Source organism: Pseudonocardia sp. Ae331_Ps2 (assembly GCF_001932405.1).
Lineage (GTDB): Bacteria > Actinomycetota > Actinomycetes > Mycobacteriales > Pseudonocardiaceae > Pseudonocardia.
Window position 1 is genome coordinate 39,235 of record NZ_MCIM01000002.1, and the last position, 15,555, is coordinate 54,789.

Annotated in this window: 15 protein-coding genes and 3 pseudogenes; 7 read left to right on the forward strand and 11 right to left on the reverse strand. The window is 70.5% G+C overall.

The window, feature by feature from the left end:
- Nucleotides 1-39 precede the first annotated feature (39 nt).
- Nucleotides 40-881, reverse strand: a pseudogene (locus Ae331Ps2_RS28530) (IS5 family transposase).
- A 114-nt stretch (nt 882-995) separates the two neighbouring features.
- Here Ae331Ps2_RS28530 and Ae331Ps2_RS28535 point away from each other — a divergent pair.
- Nucleotides 996-1,271: pseudogene (locus Ae331Ps2_RS28535) on the forward strand (integrase core domain-containing protein); the annotation flags it as partial.
- Nucleotides 1,272-1,345: 74 nt separating this feature from the next.
- Here Ae331Ps2_RS28535 and Ae331Ps2_RS28540 read toward each other — a convergent pair.
- The 8 genes from Ae331Ps2_RS28540 to Ae331Ps2_RS28575 all read right to left on the reverse strand — a co-directional run bounded on the left by Ae331Ps2_RS28540 (nt 1,346) and on the right by Ae331Ps2_RS28575 (nt 8,236).
- Nucleotides 1,346-2,344 carry a hypothetical protein gene (locus tag Ae331Ps2_RS28540; RefSeq protein WP_075313131.1) on the reverse strand — a complete coding sequence of 333 codons (999 nt, stop codon included), beginning with the start codon at nt 2,342-2,344 and terminating at the stop codon, nt 1,346-1,348.
- A gap of 559 nt (nt 2,345-2,903) precedes the next feature.
- Nucleotides 2,904-3,362: a hypothetical protein gene (locus tag Ae331Ps2_RS28545; RefSeq protein ID WP_139319110.1), complete on the reverse strand. Its 459-nt coding sequence runs from the start codon at nt 3,360-3,362 to the stop codon at nt 2,904-2,906.
- A gap of 91 nt (nt 3,363-3,453) precedes the next feature.
- The gene (locus Ae331Ps2_RS28550; RefSeq protein ID WP_075313127.1) at nt 3,454-4,491 is read right to left on the reverse strand and encodes a zeta toxin family protein; all 1,038 of its coding nucleotides are present in this window, start codon (nt 4,489-4,491) and stop codon (nt 3,454-3,456) included.
- Nucleotides 4,488-4,808, reverse strand: a complete 321-nt coding sequence (locus Ae331Ps2_RS28555) for a hypothetical protein (RefSeq protein WP_075313125.1) — start codon at nt 4,806-4,808, stop codon at nt 4,488-4,490. Before Ae331Ps2_RS28555 ends, Ae331Ps2_RS28550 begins: the two co-directional genes overlap by 4 nt.
- 68 nt (nt 4,809-4,876) lie before the next feature.
- On the reverse strand, nt 4,877-6,196 hold the full coding sequence (locus Ae331Ps2_RS28560) for a lipopolysaccharide biosynthesis protein (RefSeq protein WP_075313123.1): 1,320 nt from the start codon (nt 6,194-6,196) through the stop codon (nt 4,877-4,879).
- Between the two features lie 241 nt (nt 6,197-6,437).
- Nucleotides 6,438-7,124 (reverse strand): DUF4352 domain-containing protein, encoded by a 687-nt coding sequence (locus tag Ae331Ps2_RS28565; RefSeq protein ID WP_075313121.1) that lies wholly within the window; start codon nt 7,122-7,124, stop codon nt 6,438-6,440.
- A gap of 104 nt (nt 7,125-7,228) precedes the next feature.
- Nucleotides 7,229-7,744, reverse strand: coding sequence for a hypothetical protein (locus Ae331Ps2_RS28570; protein ID WP_075313119.1), 516 nt, complete (start codon nt 7,742-7,744; stop codon nt 7,229-7,231).
- 213 nt (nt 7,745-7,957) lie between these two features.
- Entirely contained in the window at nt 7,958-8,236 is a 279-nt protein-coding gene (locus Ae331Ps2_RS28575; RefSeq protein WP_075313117.1) for a hypothetical protein, read from the reverse strand.
- Between the two features lie 216 nt (nt 8,237-8,452).
- On the opposite strand from Ae331Ps2_RS28575, the gene Ae331Ps2_RS32810 reads away from it, so the two are divergent.
- The 4 genes and pseudogenes from Ae331Ps2_RS32810 (at nt 8,453) to Ae331Ps2_RS28595 (ending at nt 11,462) form a co-directional block, all read left to right on the forward strand.
- Entirely contained in the window at nt 8,453-8,776 is a 324-nt protein-coding gene (locus tag Ae331Ps2_RS32810) for a type II toxin-antitoxin system Phd/YefM family antitoxin (RefSeq protein WP_217695656.1), read from the forward strand.
- Nucleotides 8,773-9,390 (forward strand): Fic family protein, encoded by a 618-nt coding sequence (locus Ae331Ps2_RS28585; protein ID WP_075313113.1) that lies wholly within the window; start codon nt 8,773-8,775, stop codon nt 9,388-9,390. The genes Ae331Ps2_RS32810 and Ae331Ps2_RS28585 overlap by 4 nt, the downstream gene beginning before the upstream one ends.
- A 212-nt stretch (nt 9,391-9,602) precedes the next feature.
- Nucleotides 9,603-10,444 (forward strand): annotated as a pseudogene (locus Ae331Ps2_RS28590) (IS5 family transposase).
- A gap of 193 nt (nt 10,445-10,637) precedes the next feature.
- Nucleotides 10,638-11,462, forward strand: coding sequence for a transposase family protein (locus Ae331Ps2_RS28595; RefSeq protein ID WP_075313133.1), 825 nt, complete (start codon nt 10,638-10,640; stop codon nt 11,460-11,462).
- Between the two features lie 116 nt (nt 11,463-11,578).
- Here the strand turns inward: Ae331Ps2_RS28595 and Ae331Ps2_RS28600 are convergent, their stop codons facing one another.
- Nucleotides 11,579-12,118 (reverse strand): GNAT family N-acetyltransferase, encoded by a 540-nt coding sequence (locus Ae331Ps2_RS28600; RefSeq protein ID WP_075313111.1) that lies wholly within the window; start codon nt 12,116-12,118, stop codon nt 11,579-11,581.
- A gap of 191 nt (nt 12,119-12,309) precedes the next feature.
- The gene (locus Ae331Ps2_RS28605) at nt 12,310-13,335 is read right to left on the reverse strand and encodes a site-specific integrase (RefSeq protein WP_075313109.1); all 1,026 of its coding nucleotides are present in this window, start codon (nt 13,333-13,335) and stop codon (nt 12,310-12,312) included.
- A gap of 138 nt (nt 13,336-13,473) precedes the next feature.
- Between Ae331Ps2_RS28605 and Ae331Ps2_RS34030 the strand changes: the two genes are divergently transcribed.
- Both Ae331Ps2_RS34030 and Ae331Ps2_RS28615 read left to right on the forward strand, forming a co-directional pair.
- On the forward strand, nt 13,474-15,000 hold the full coding sequence (locus Ae331Ps2_RS34030) for a hypothetical protein (RefSeq protein ID WP_075329837.1): 1,527 nt from the start codon (nt 13,474-13,476) through the stop codon (nt 14,998-15,000).
- A 190-nt stretch (nt 15,001-15,190) separates the two neighbouring features.
- Entirely contained in the window at nt 15,191-15,439 is a 249-nt protein-coding gene (locus Ae331Ps2_RS28615) for a hypothetical protein (protein ID WP_139319108.1), read from the forward strand.
- Nucleotides 15,440-15,555: the final 116 nt, after the last annotated feature.

Genomic DNA, 15,555 nt, shown 5'->3' on the forward strand with positions numbered 1-15,555 from the left:
CAACGGTTCGGCTTAGAGGTCGCGCGGATTGATGGATGATCATGGGCGGCGGTGTGGTCGGCTGTCCCAGCGGTGCGTGGTCCAGGCCTGCCGGATCAGGCTACGGAGTGTGATGATGGTGTCGGCGAGGTCGAAGAACGCGTCGACGACGGTTTCGCGGCGTTCGTAGCAGCGCTGCAGCCGGTTGAAGCTGTTGTGCCAGGCGTTGGTGCGCTCGATGTGCCAGCGTTGGGTGGCCTGGATCGGTGCTTTCTCGCCCTTGCGCGCGATCTCGCTGTGCAGGCCCCGTTCGGTGAGTGTGTCGCGGGTCTTACCGGAGTCATAGCCGGCGTCGAGGTGCACGGTGATGTCGTCGGGCAGCGGGCCGAGAGCGTCGAGGTGGTCGAGAGTGGGGCCCAGTAGCGGGGAGTCGTGGCGGTGTGCCCCGGCCAGGACCCGGCCCAGTGGGATGCCGTATCCCTCGACGAGTACCGATCGCTTCAGGCCCCTTGCGCCGGTCGACCGGTGACGGTCCGGCGACCTCACCGCCGCCGGGGGCCTTGGTGATGGCGCCGTCGACGGCAACGTCGTCAAGCAGCAGGCCGACGATGCGGTCGTAGGCGTCCAGGGCGATCCGGCGTAGCTGGGTGAAGACCCCGAGCCGGATCCACTCGTCACGGCGATCGCGGATGGTGGTCGCCGAGCAGGTGCTGTCGGCGATGCCCTGATACGGGCAGCCGAACCGCAGTACCTCACAGGAGCTTGTCGAACACGACCCGATCCGCGATCCGGCGGCGGTGACAGCCCCACGGATGAGTGGGATCGAACTCGCCCCGGGGCGGCAGCAGCGCGGCGAACTGGTCCCACAACGGCTCGGTCAGCCATGATGGCAGGGCGGGCACGCGGCCTCCAGACGATCACGAAGAGTCAACAACTTCATGATCGACAGGCCCGTGCCCGCCCCTCACCATCGACACCCGGCCGCGACCCAGCTGTGATCAATCCGCGCGACCTCTTACAAGTCCTACGCCTGGCGTGACGCCTGCGCCGAGCTGGGCATCACTCACAAGCGAACCCGCCCCTACCGCCCGCAGACCAACGGCAAGATCGAAAGGTTCCATCGGACCCTGGCCGACGGCTGGGCTTACGCCCGACTCCATGAGTCGACCCGCCAACGCAACGACGCCCTACCCGGCTGGATGCACTTCTACAATCATCACCGCGCTCACTCCGCCATCGGCGGCCAGCCACCGGTCACCAGGCTGACTAACCTCCCTGGACATCACAGTTAGGAGCGCTCGTTCGGGACCCCTCCCGAGCTCTGCTCGGGGCTGGAGGGTCCTGCTGTGGTCGGAGCGCGGCCAGCTCATCGGGTTCGTCTGGTCCTCGTCCCGGACCGGTGCGGGTTTCGGTGGGTATGGCTCGACGGGAGGTCGCGGGCCTCGCGCAGCTCGCGGAGGTGCTCGCTGAGCGCTTCCCTGGCGGCCATCCGCGCCCCTTGTCCCGCCGGCCGGTCCCGCAGAACCGGCGACAGCGGCGCAGGAGGGGTGGGCCCGCTGCCGGTGCTCGCGCGCATCCGGCCGATCTGTACGGCGCGGATCTCGCCGAGGCGTCCCTGCCAGGGGCGCAGGCGGGCGCCGATGACCCGCAGGGGGTCCCGGGCGCCGGTGGTGACTGGTCCACGCGGTCGGTCGGGGTGGTCGGGGTGGTGTTCGAGCGCGTGGCGCAGTCCGGCGACGGTCGCGCCGGCCTCCCACCACGGCTTGAGCAGCGACCGGGCACGCCAGATGTCGATCGTGCCCCGTTGTCGGCCTCCTAGGCCGAGAAGCATGAGCAGGGTGAGGGTGGCCTGGTTTCTGGCACCGGGGGTGTCGGGGACGTCGTAGGGGTGCCACTTGCCCGCTTGGGTGGTCACTGACCGTCCGCCGCCCGACAAGGGCTTAAGACTCACGTGAGAAGTGGGGAGGTCGCCACTTTTATCCACAGTGGTTTGAGCTGGGTGTTCGTGTGTGTGGTCGGTCGGGGTGGTGAGCTGGGGGAGGGGGCTGTGGGTGACCAGGGCGTAGGTCGGTGTGCGGCCGGTATCGGTGCCGAGGAACTCGGCGCTGGCCCCGGCTTCGACGACGACGAGCAGGCCGCGGTCGCGGGCCCAGGCCAGGACGCGGGACACGGTGCGGGCGGCGCGGCCGCCGGCGGCGCCGAGGCGGTCGGTGGTGAGCCCGGTGATCAGGCCGGTGTCCCAGTCCATGTGGCAGACCAGGCGGCGCAGGATCGCCGACCAGCTGGCGCGCTTGTCCGAGCGCCACTCCTCGTCGTCGACGAGGCGGGCGATGTAGTCGAGGGCCTCGGGCTGGGAGGTCAGCACCCGCCACTCGCGGTCGATGAAGTTGCGCCACCCGGGATGCGGAGTGAACCCGCGGGCGTGTCGGGCGCGAGCGCGGGTGACACCGCGGACGCGCGCCCTGGCGGTGGGAGGCAGGGCGCGGCTCGGGCGCCCGGGCCCGCTGGTCGGGCCTGACGTCGGGCGGGCGGCGCGGCCGCGAGGGGTGCGTCGGGCCTCGGTGGCGTAGCGGATGCCGAAGTCGCCGGCGGGTGGTTGCGCGCCGAGGGGGAGCTGATGGATCAGGCAGAGGTCGGAGGTGGGGCCGGAGGCCAGGGTGAACGCGCCGTGCTCGTAGCAGCGGATGCAGAACCCGGTCTCCGCCGCTGGTGAGCGGCGGTTTTCCGGGCACGACGAATTCGCCCCGTGTCTGTGGTGGTTGGCTCCCGGCCCAGGATGTATCCTGGACACGCGAAAGCGCCCCTTCTTCGCAGGTGGGGTAACGGCCCCGGTTCGCCGGGGCTACGGCATCAGGCGGGTGTAGGACCGGCTGACGCGAGAACGATCCGAGGCGGTCTCCTGGCAGGGAGGCCGCCTCGTTCTTCTAGGAGGCCTTGGTCAGAGGCTGCTCCGGGCGGTTGTACTGAACCGGGATCTGGCCCGGAATCTCGTTGCGGTAGCGCAGGCCCAGGTGGATCAGTGAGCCGGCGACGAGCGAGATGCTGCGGTCGCGTTCCCGGGCGATCTCGCGGACGACCTGGTCGTCGGTGAGAGGGATCCGGGCGGTGAAGTCTGTCGACTCGCTGGTGGGGACACGAAGAGGCAACTCGTCTGGGAGCTCGTCAACGTGCTGGAGCCCGATGTTGATGAGCTTCGCGGCAGTCTCGGAGACGTACCAGCCGAGGTTGGTGGCCAGCGTCTTGAGCGCAAGATCGTCGGCCAGCAGTACCCGTGGAAGAACCACTGCACGCGGGCCCTTCGACGGGCGCCCTGTTGGTCTTCTCGCCATGGCGATGATCCTGCCCGGTTTTCTGAAACCAGAACAGCGCGACACGCCCGCCATCTTTCAGAAATCCGCCGGAACGGCACCACATCAGGAACAGTGCCTGGCTCCTGGGGTGAGTCGCGAGGCCAGCGGCGGTAGCAACGCCCCGTCAGCGCGGACGCAGACGTCGCTGCTGCAGCCGGGTTTGCTCGTCGCTGGGCACCGTTCGTTGCTGCAGCTGCGTCACAGCGGCTGCCGGGTGCTCCATCTCCGGTGCCTGTCCACGCCGGCGCGCCGCGTCCCAGAGCCGGTATCTCGCCTGAGAGTCCTCGGTGGTTGCGAGCACCGTCTGCGCGAGCCGGTCGACATCCCGAAGCCACGGCTGCAGGTCCTCAGGCAGCGTTACTCGCAGGCGGTCTTGGACCCTCTGGAAGTTGCGGACCTCGTCTGCGCTGAGCGGCCGGTTGCGCTCAGCTTCAAGCGCTTCCGCGAACTGTGGAGGACCGGCCCACTCGCCTGTGCTGGCGAGGCGGTTGATGTACGCGGGGCCGGTTGTGTCGACCGTGCGCCGGTAGACCGCGACCAGGTCGGCCGCGCCGGATTCGTCGATCGCCGCGGCGACGTCGGCGATGCCGCGGTAGCTGCGCTCTGCGTTCGCGGGGACGGTCAGTCGTCCGGAGCCTCGGTCGTTGACCTGCTCCTGATAGCGGTGCAGGACGCCCTGCTGGCTCTGGCTCTCGTGGACGCCCAGAGCAATGACGGCAACCTGGTAGCCGGCGGCGCGGTAGTCGCGCAGGGTCCGCATGGACTCGGCAGGATCCTGCGCGGTCTCGTGGAAGATCGCGTGCAGCCGGCTCTCGCGCACGTAGTCCTGGGCTTTGCCCATCCAGGCTCGACCGTCGGCCCGGGTTGCGGCCGCCATCAGCTGATCGTCGGTCTTCATCAGGTGGGCGTACTGCGGGTGGAACGGCTTGTAGAGGTCGCTGTCGATTTCGACAGCACCACCGTCCGAGCGCAGGGCGTCGCGGATCTCGCCGGCGAACTTCGACTTCCCGGCACCCGGCTGAGCCATCAGCACGACCACGACCGGCCGGTCCTGACGCTGGTAGCCCGACAAGCGGGTCGGCCCGATCAGATCGCGGAAGATGCGCTCGTTGTCCGCCTCGCTGAGCCGATAGCGAGCGACGTCATCGCTACCGGAGCTCACCCCAGTTCGTCTCGCAGTTCGGCGAGGCGACGGCTGTAGCTGCCACGGACTGCTGCGAGCTCCCCGGGGTACTTCGGTGACAGAACGCGCTGCTGGTGCGCGCAGTCAGCGATGCGCGCCCGCAGGTCCTCGATCCGCTCGCGGTCGGGCGCCGGCTTCGTGCCTTCTCGCTCGAGCAGCGCGACGTAGCAGGCGAGGACCTCGTTGATCGCTTCCTGCGCGGCCTCGTAGCTGACCGCAGTGTCGCTGTTCCACTGCTGCGGCGGGAGGTCGGCAACCACGTCTTCCGGGGTGGTCGCCGTTCTCGAACTCACCATGGGCGGTCCTTCCCTCGCGGACCTCCAGTATATCTGCCGCACCTGTCATCCAAGGGCCACGCGAATGGTCACCCTGGGGCCCGGGAAGAGGACCGGGCCGAGGTGCGGTTGTGTGCCCGCCGGTCGGTGATCGTCAGGACAGCAGCGAAGGCGGCCTGGACGACGACGTAGCCGAGGACGAAGGGCAGCATGACCAGCGCGGGGTGTGTCGTTGCCGGGTCGGGCAGCGGGGTGAGCGAGGCGATGGCCACCACCAGGCCGCAGTTGAGCAGTGACAGGCGGGCGTAGCCGGTGCCGTCGCCGTCGGCCTGGCGTCGTGCGAGCTCGAAGACCACGACGAGCCGGAACAGCACTCCGACCATGAGCGCGGCGATGATCGGTGCGCCGACGGTGTAGCCGGGTCCGAGTACCCGTAGTACCGGCCAGCCCAGGGCCGCGCCCAGGGCGAGGAGGGGGACGAACAGCACCAGCATGCGGCGTCGTGTGCTGCGGGCGAGTTCGACGGCGCGGTGGGGCTCGCGTGCGGTCTGCACGGCGAGCGAGTTGGTGAAGAACACCGCGGCGGTGTCGATGACGACGGTGGCCTGCCAGGCGATGAAGAACACCGCGCCCATGGCGTTGCCCATCCGGAAGTTCGCCAGCAGCGGGATCTGGTTGTAGAGCAGTACCGCCCCGAGCTGGGCCACCGCGGTCGGGGCGAGGAACCCGGCCATCGTGGCCCGGCTGGGCAGGACACCGGGCCCGCCCGCGGCGGCGAATCTGCGGACCAGGAACCACAGCACGATCGTGCCGACCCCGATCCACACCACGACCGGGATCACCCAGGACAGCACCATGCCCTGCGATGCCAGGCCTGCCCCGAGCACTGCGAGCAGGCCGATCCGGGCCACGGCGAAGGTCCCGCTGCGCCAGACCGCCAGCCAGGGCCGGCCCGCGGCGACCATGACGAAGTCGTGCACGACGAACACGCCCCACCCGGCACAGCCCAGCACCAGCAGCAACAGGCCGAGCCCGAAGGGGCCCTCGCCGGCGGCGACCTGCGCCACCCGTGGGACGAGCAGCCCGTAGACCAGACCGGCCAGCCCGGACAACGGCATGATCAGCAACAGGCTGCCGAACACCAGCCGCACGGACTTGCGGCCCGCCCCGGGCAGCCACCTCATGATGCCGATGCCCAGGTTGAGCTGAGCCGCGCCGCCGATCAGCTGCATGGCCGAGACGAACTCCGTCGCCCGCCCGACCTGGTCCTGGGGCATCACCCACGCCGCGATCAGGAACCCCAGAAGACCGGCGACGGAGTTGAACACCGAGGTGAGCGTCAGGGCCAGCGAGTCCCCCAGCTCACGGCGCCCCTGGCTGGTCGAAGAGACGGAGGTGGACGGAGGCATCGCCGCGACGCTACGGCAGCCCCACGCGAGCCCCTCGGGATCCGCCTGAGCCTGGAGATCTGGTCTCGCGGCGACGTCGAGACCCGTCGTCGAACAGCGCAGCCGGCTCGATGGCGGCGGGGCCTGCCGCGGAGATGACGAGGCCCCCGCCGCAGGGTTGCTGCAGCGGGGGCCTCGGTTGCGCGCCGTGTCGTTGTGCGTGACTACCCCGGCTTTCGGCGCGCAGCTCGGGGGAGGGAGGTCAGTTCGTCCAGGTGATCGGGTCGGAGAAGCTGAACGAGGGTGCGTACTTCACCGCGTTGACGTCGGTGGTCTGCTGGTCGCCGCAGATCATCCCCGAGGTGGTGCCGCCCGGGGCGAGCTGACCGGAGTTCAGCGCCTTCGCCCCGGCGTTGAACGGGATCGACGCGGACGCCTCGACCCCGGCCGGGGTGGTGAACTTCCAGTCGAACGGGTTGAACGACGCCGGGCTGGACCCGTTGTTCTTGTAGGTGACCGTCGAGCACGCCTGCGTCATGCCGAACTCGGTGACCTGCTCCGGAGCGGACGCCGAGATGACCAGGTCCCCGGAGGTGGCCTCCTGCCCGAACTTCACCGACTGGTCCCCGCTCGCGGGGGCACCGGCGGCGGCAGGGGCAGCGTTCGCATCTCCCGAGGCGGTGGCCGGGGCCTGCTCGTCGCCGCCACCGCCGGTGGCGATCGCGATGACGACGATCGCGACCAGGATCCCGAGGGTCACCTTGAGCCCGGTGCGCTTCTTCTTCGGCGCGGGCGGCGGGATCTGCGGGGCCTGGTTGTACTGCGGGTACTGGCCCTGCGGGGGCGGGTAGCCCTGCGGCGGGTACTGGCCGCCCTGCTGGGGCGGGTACTGGCCGTAGTAGGGCTGCTGCTGGGGGTGGCCCTGGTAGGGGCTCTGCGGCGTAGTCACGTACCGCTTATCGGCCGCGTCACCCTGTCATTAGCGCTCGGACCTGCGGATCATCAAGGTTGTTGAACTGCTCTTTACCCAGGCAACCCGCGGGGTTCACCTGTTCACCAGTAGGCGTAGTCGGCGATCCACCGCCGGGTTCGGACGACGGGACCGGAGTCGGAGCCGGTCCAGGGGCGAACGGCGAGATCGGTGGCGTCCACGAGGAACTCCCGCTCGTGGTGGAGGTATCCCAGGACTCGACTCGGTTCCACTACCGCGACCCACACCCGTTCTAAGCCGATCTCAGCGGGCACCTGCCGATGCTCGGCAAACCATCGGGCGATGGCCGGATTCGTGGTCCACGACATGCCCTGCCGCCGCTGAGGGACCGCCCCCCGGAACAGTCGGTGGCGCCGCCTCGGCCGCCGACCGGGCCTGCGCCCCTCCCGACCCCAACAGAAGTACCCAGCATGCTCGACCATGGCCTGCCAGGCCACGGGGCCGTGCAAGGGATCGCGATCAGAACGGAACCGCCAGATCGGCGGAAGCTCGACCGCCATCTCCGCCGGGGTAACGTCACCGGCGCAGAAGCGTTGGTAGAGGTTGATGGCGGCCGCGTCCCACTGGCTGACGCTCATGTCCGCCTCCTTCCGTCAACTGACGAAGAATTACTGACCAGCCCCGCCAAACCGTTCGCCCGAATTGCGCCGATCGGCCGCGAACCAGCCGGAACCGCCGCACGTCGTCAGAGTCATGCACCCGCTCCCCACCCGCGCCCACCGGGCCGCCAGCATCGCCGGTGTCCTCGCCGCCGTCGCACTGCTCACAGCGTGCCAGGAAGCGCAGGCCAGTCAGCCGCCGCGGCCGACGCTCCCGCCGCTACCCACCATGTCCTTGCCGCCCCCGCCGACCGTGCCCGGCACCCGGCCGAACACCGGCAACATCGTGCTGACCTGCACCCAGATCGCGTCGTCGAAGCAGTACCTCTGCACCCAGACCGGGACCGCCCCGGCACCGGTGACTCCACCGTCGACCGTGCCGCCGCCGGCATCCTCGCCGCCAGCCTCACCGACGGCTCCGAGGCCGACCGACGAGGGCAGCCCCGAGCCGACCACCCCGCCCCCGGCCACAGAGCCTCTCCCTACGACGCCCAGGCCGGCTGCTCCCGTCCCGACGACGCCGGATACGGGCAGCGTCGAGCCGACCACGGCAAGGTCCGTCGGCTGACAGCAGAGCGAGCCCGCCTGCGGCTCAGCCCCCGTGACCAGTAATCCACGACCAAGCATCGTCCGGTCGAGCTCCGTCTCGCGTACTCGAGTGTGTGCATGTTCGGGTACGCTAGCGGGGTGTGGGTGCCCGAGGTGTTGTCGTTTCGTGAGTTCCGTACGGCGTTGGCGGCGACGTTGAAGCGGGTGCAGGAGCCCGAGGCCGAGCCGGTGTTCGTCGGTGCTCATCGCAAGCCCGAGGCGGTGGTGATGTCGGTGGCCCGCTACGAACAGCTCATCGGGGCCGCGCAGCGACGCGCCGATGTCGACGAGGCCCTCGCATCGGTACGCGCCGAGGGCCTGGAGCCCAGCGCGGAGGGCCTGGCTCTGCTCGACGGTGTCGCCGCCGGCTCGGTCAGCACCGGCGAGGCTCGTGAGCGTGTCCTGGCTCGATACCGCCGTTGACCGGCCCGGACCCCTACCTCGACCTCGACACCGGCGTTCTGCGGAACCGGCTGGGGATCACCGATCCGGCCGAGCTCGCCCAGGCCGAGGCCGAGCTCACCGCGCTACGCCTGATCGAGCTGCGCCAGCAGCCGCTACCCGGGCGCTACGACCTGGACCACCTACAGGACTTCCACCACCACATCTTCAGCGACCTCTACGACTGGGCCGGGCAGCTGCGCACCGTGTCCATCGGCAAGGGACAGCTGTTCTGCCTCCCTCAACACCTCGAGACCTTCGCCGCCGACATCTTCGGTCGGCTCCACTCCGAGCAGGTCCTGCGCGGGCGTGACCTTGACGGCTTCGTCACCGGCCTGGCCGAGCTGCTGGGCGACATCAACGCCCTGCACCCGTTCCGGGAGGGCAACGGGCGCACCCAGCGGGCGTTCCTGGCCCAGCTCGCCCACGACACCGGCTACGAGCTGCGCTGGACCACGATGGACCCCGCCGAGAACAACCGAGCGTCCGCGCTCTCGCTGGCCGGCGACACCACCGCCCTGCACACCATGCTCGTCCGCCTCATCCGGCCACTCCGTCAGCTACCCCAGTCACGGCCGGCATCCACCGACAGCTGAGCAGCGCATACGCCTCGACCTCGGCCCGATTCTCGAGGGGCGTACCGCTTGTGCCGGGTCGGCAACGCGTTCTTGTCGGTTTCCGCTGCGCCTGGCTTAGAGGTCGCGCGGATTGATCACAGCTGGGTCGCGGCCGGGTGTCGATGGTGAGGGGCGGGCACGGGCCTGTCGATCATGAAGTTGTTGACTCTTCGTGATCGTCTGGAGGCCGCGTGCCCGCCCTGCCATCATGGTTGACCGAGCCGTTGTGGGACCAGTTCGCCGCGCTGCTGCCGCCCCGGGGCGAGTTCGATCCCACTCATCCGTGGGGCTGTCACCGCCGCCGGATCGCGGATCGGGTCGTGTTCGACAAGCTCCTGTGAGGTACTGCGGTTCGGCTGCCCGTATCAGGGCATCGCCGACAGCACCTGCTCGGCGACCACCATCCGCGATCGCCGTGACGAGTGGATCCGGCTCGGGGTCTTCACCCAGCTACGCCGGATCGCCCTGGACGCCTACGACCGCATCGTCGGCCTGCTGCTTGACGACGTTGCCGTCGACGGCGCCATCACCAAGGCCCCCGGCGGCGGTGAGGTCGCCGGACCGTCACCGGTCGACCGGCGCAAGGGGCCTGAAGCGATCGGTACTCGTCGAGGGATACGGCATCCCACTGGGCCGGGTCCTGGCCGGGGCACACCGCCACGACTCCCCGCTACTGGGCCCCACTCTCGACCACCTCGACGCTCTCGGCCCGCTGCCCGACGACATCACCGTGCACCTCGACGCCGGCTATGACTCCGGTAAGACCCGCGACACACTCACCGAACGGGGCCTGCACAGCGAGATCGCGCGCAAGGGCGAGAAAGCACCGATCCAGGCCACCCAACGCTGGCACATCGAGCGCACCAACGCCTGGCACAACAGCTTCAACCGGCTGCAGCGCTGCTACGAACGCCGCGAAACCGTCGTCGACGCGTTCTTCGACCTCGCCGACACCATCATCACACTCCGTAGCCTGATCCGGCAGGCCTGGACCACGCACCGCTGGGACAGCCGACCACACCGCCGCCCATGATCATCCATCAATCCGCGCGACCTCTTAGAGGGCTGAAGAATTGTCGGTCCCTTATCGCACACTGAGGTGTTCTCAGTAGCGGGGTGGCAGGTCGTGGCGACACGCCGAGGGTGGTGAGATGAGCGGGAACGGGGCAGGACCCCGGTAGATCGGTTCGGTCCAGCACAGATCGACACCGTCACCGAGGTCCTGCATGTCTGATCCTGTCACCTACACCGCTGTCCTCCCGATCGGGGAGCGCACCGTGGCCTATCTGGCGCGGCTCCTGGTCCTTCAACGCCGTCGACGTGGCACCCGGCGGCGGGCGTTGACCCCGTTCGCCCAGGCAGTGCTGGTGATCCGCTGGTTCTGTGATGCTACCCGGGTCCGATGTTTGGCCGGTGACAACGCGATCAGCACTGCAACGGCCTACCGTTACCTGCACGAAGGCATCGACGTCCTCGCCGCGGCCGCACCCGGCCTGCACGGAGCCCTGCTCGCCGCCCGCACAGCCGGGCACACCCACGTGAATCTCGACGGCACCCTGATCGCCACCGACCGGTGCCGCGCGCTCGGCCTCACCCCCGGGGTCGACCTGTGGTGGTCGGGCAAGCACCGCCGCCACGGCGGGAACATCCAGGTCCTCACCGCACCTGATGGATGGCCGCTATGGACCAGCGACGTGCGGCCGGGCCGCGAGCACGACACCCGCTGCGCCCGTACCCACCCCGGGCTGCTCGAGGGCCTGGCCGCGTTCACCGACGACACCCACGCCGCGCTGGGCGACCTCGGCTACGAAGGCGAAGCCGACCGGCTCACCGTGCCCATCAAACTCGCCCCCGGCCGCGGGCAGACGGTCAACCAGCGCACCGTCAACACCCTGCACTCAGCCCTTCGTGCTCTGGCCGAACGCGGAAACGCCCTGCTCAAGACCACCTTCGCCGCGTTGCGGCGAGTCACGCTATGTCCCTGGCGCACCGGCGCGATCACCGCAGCTGCGCTCGTACTACTCCACACCGAGTACGACCGCACGACATGATCAACCCGCTACTGAGAACACCTCATTGGAATATTCATCGCGTCTCAGTCCTATCGATTATCGGCTCGTTCGTTGATTATAGATACGAACTTGTCCGGCTACGGGGTTCGTTGCCTCTAGCGATCCTGGTGGTCAACGACCCCGCCTACCTGGCCCAGCAGTCCCATCATCAGGTAATCTCGGTCAGCAGCCGGCCCCCAGGCTGGCGGGACCACGTCACGACGCCTGCCCTCCACCACGAACCCGAGAGCTTCATAGGTTCGCCGCGCGCGCATGTTGTCCGCGCGCAGCTGCAGCTCGACGCGGCGGCCGCCCCAGCGGCCGAAGAAGAATTCGACCAGCGCGCCCAGCGACTCGCGGCCGTAACCGGCTCCGCGCACCTTCGCCGCAAAGACGACATCCTCGACGTTCATCACCGAGTCTCCCCAGGAAAGACGGAACCGGAGGAAACCGACCGCGCCTCCACCGTCGGTCCGCTCGCTGACCAGCGAATACGACCGCGAGTCCGCCATCTTCTTCTGAACCTCGCCGACGGAAACCGGGAAATGCGGACCGTAAGCCGGGACCGACTCGTCCGCGTTGAGCAACGCGGCCACGAACTCGGCATCCGAACTCTCGGCGGCACGCATCACGACCCGATTGGACTGGATGAGCATGGGGGTATCGTGTCTCTAAAATATGGTGACGGCCGCCTCCGAGCCGCCACGGTCGCGGCCACGACAGCTGCGCCGAGGTTGCAGCCGCAGTCCCTGCGCGTCAAGCCGAATAGACTTGCCATCAGCCCAGCTTTATGATCAGGCGAAGCATTGGGATCTGCGTTCGACCAGATCGCCCTCCTCCATTCTGGTCATCGGCCAATCTGCAGGACGGCGTTGTCGGTGAAGACGTCGTCGACGCGGATGTAGGTGGTGATGGTGTCCATGGAGCGGTGGCGGGTCTGGTGGGCGATGGCGCGGTCGGTGGCCCCGCGGAGGTGGGCGTAGGTGACGAACCCGGCGCGCAGGCTGTGGGCGCTGTAGGGACCACCGGGCAGCCCGGCTCGGGTGGTGGCGGCCTGGACCAGGTTGTTGATCGACTCGGGATGCAGCGGTTGGTCAAGGACGCGGTTGCCGGTGGAGACCTTGCGCAGGATCGGTCCGGTGGTGATTCCGGCGAGGTGGAGCCAGGTTTCCAGGGCGGTGAGTGGGCAGTGGTCGGGGTGCTCGGCGCGGGGTAGGCCGATGAGTTCTGCCTGGTCGCCGGTCTGGTTGGTCTTGGAGCGGTGCAGGGTCAGGATGCGGCCGCGGCGTCCGCTGCGCAGTGTCCGTTCGGGGCCGAGCTGCTCGACGGTGAGCGCGGCGAGCTCGGCGCGGCGTAGGGCGCCCCAGAATCCGAGGAGCAGGAGGGCCCGGTCGCGGGCGCCGGCCAGCGACGGTTCGTCGGGGCGGTTCTTCCAGGTGCGGGTGGCCGGGCAGGCGGCGACGGCCTGGTCGAGCAGCGGCGGCATCAGCGGCGCGGCCTGGCCGGGTGGGGCCCCGTGGCTGCGGCGGATGCCCTCCCAGACCGCGGTGACCCGGGCCGTGACGGCGGGATCGGGCAGGTCCGCGGCGCGGTGGGCAGCGCGGATCCCGGACAGGTGCTTGGCGATGGTGCGGACCTTCGCCCCGGCCTGAGCGAGCGCGACCAGGTAGGCCGACACCGTCGCCGGCGCGGCTGGCAGCGGCGTCAGGTCGTGGTCGGTGCAGAACGCGGTGAAGCCGGTCCAGACCGAGCGGTAGCCGCGGCGGGTGTTGTGCGCGCGGGCCGCGGCGACGTAGGCGGCCTCGTCCGGCGAGAGCGGGGTGTCGACCGCGGCCGAGGTCTCCGGGACGGCGTCGAGCTCGGCGTGCGGCACCGGCGGAGCCTATCCGCTGCTTGGCGGGATCTTCTGCATGATCCCGCCAAGCAGTGCTCTGTTTCGTATCGTCTCGTTGTAACAAAACAAAATACAGAACGATTGACGCAACGATACGAAACGGCTAGAGTCGAGCCCGTGAGCGAGCAGCCCTTCCCCGGCGAGCCGGCCGACCGCGATGGCGATGACACCGCGGCGACGCCGGTCGATCCCGCCACCACGGCCACACCGGGCGGCACCGCGAGCGACACCGCGCCGGTGAGCAGCGGGTCGCCGGGCAGCGGGGCAGTCGGGTCCGGCGCGGTCGCCTCGCCCGGCGTCGGCGGTGCGGGGTGGCGGGCCCGTGCGGGAGGGCCGGAGCTGGAGCCGTGCCAGTTCCCGGGGGGCTGTGCGCACACGATGGAGTACGCCGGGTCCGGGCGGCGGCCGAAGTACTGCTACCAGGTCGTGGGCGGGGTGATGCACGACCGGGTCAACGCCAAGCGGATCGCCGACGGCGGCGTCCCGGCACGCCGGCGCGGGGAGCCCGACGACGCGCTGGCCCGTCCGATCGCCCGGGCCGGGCAGACCGTGACCGACCAGGTCGCCGCCCTCCTCTCCCGCCTCGAGGAGAGTGGGGTGGAGCTGCGCGACGCACTGGGCACCTTGGCGGACCCCGAGGCGGTCGCCGCGGAGATCGCCGCCGCCCGCCGGGCCGCGCGCGCCGAGATCGACCTCGCCCAGGCCGCGACCGACGAGGCCCGCGCCCAGGCCCGCGCCGCCCGGGATGCGGCCGAGGCCGCGCGCCGCTCGGCTGCCGCGTCCGACGAGGACGCCGCCGACGCGATCGCCGAACGCGACGCCGCCGACCTCGCCCGCGCCGAGGCCGTCACCGCCCGCGAGGCGGCCGAGGCCCAGCTCACCGCGACCCGGGCCGAGCTGGAACAGCAGGTCGCCGAACTGACCGCCGAGCGGGACACCGCCCGGGCTGAGACCGAGCGGGTCACCGCCGAGCTGGGCGCCCAGCTGGCCGGCGTGCGCGCGGAGCTGGAGACCGCCGGCGCCGAGCGCGACACCGCGGCGGCCGCGCGGGACACCGCGACCGCCCGGGCCGAGGGGGTCGCGGTCGAGCTGGCCGCGCTGGCCCGCGAGCACACCCGCACCGAGACCCAGCTCGCCGAGGCCCGGGCCCGCGTCGAGCAGCTGGCCACCGAACGCGACACCGCGACCGCGGATCTCGCGGCGACCCGGCGCGACCTCGACCGCGCCGAGACCGACCGCGCCCGCCTGGCCGACGAGATCAACGACGTCCGCGAGCAGGCCGCCGAGTATCGGGCCGCCCGAGCGGCGGCGGAGAGCAGCCTGACCGCGCTGCGCGAGCAACTCGCCCACGACGTCGACCGCGAACGCGCCTACGGCGAGCAGCGCTTAGGCGACGCCGAGACCCGCCATGCCGCCCAGGTCGCCGACCTGCGCACCGAGCTGGCCCGCACCCAACGTCGGACCGCCGGCCACGAGGCCGACGGCGGCGACGCCGATCCGGCCGCCGAGCCAGCGCGTCCGCCCGCCCGCCGGGCCCGGCCCCGCGCCGCGCAGCGCCGACCCGGCCCCACCGCCACCGAGCCCGCCGCCACCGAGCCCGGCGACCCGACCGATCAGCCCGGCGACACCGCCCACCAGGAGTGAGGTCCCCATGAACCCCGCATTCCGCGCCGGCACGTCCCCCGCACCTGCCCCGAAGCCTGGCCGGCCCCGACCGTCTGAGGGATCGGCGCGCCCGGTGATGGGCGACCCCGCTCCGCACGCTTCGAGCGGACCGACCCTGTGCTGCGACCGGTGCGGCTGCCCCCCGGGCGACCCGCTGCAGCAGATCCTGATGAATGCCGTGTGGCTCGTCGACGGCCCCGACCGGCCCATCACCGCCTGCTACTGCCGGGCCTGCGCACCAGGCGGACCGATCACCGACCTGACCTGCCAGCGCTGTGGCGACGGCCCCTTGCTGGCCGGTGACCTCGCCGCCGACCCCGACGGGCAGCTACCCGCCAGGGCACAGGGCTGGCTCACCGCCGCCGGATGGAACCTGACCGGCCCGGTCTGCCCCACCTGTCACCCGAGCCCGCGGTGAGCGTGCCGGGGCTGGGCCCCGCGAGAGTCGAGCGCCGGTCTGTGCATCGGACCAGGGCTGGCGTGGTCAGTTCTGCTTGGTCATGGTGACGACGACGGTGGGCCTTGACCCCCCAG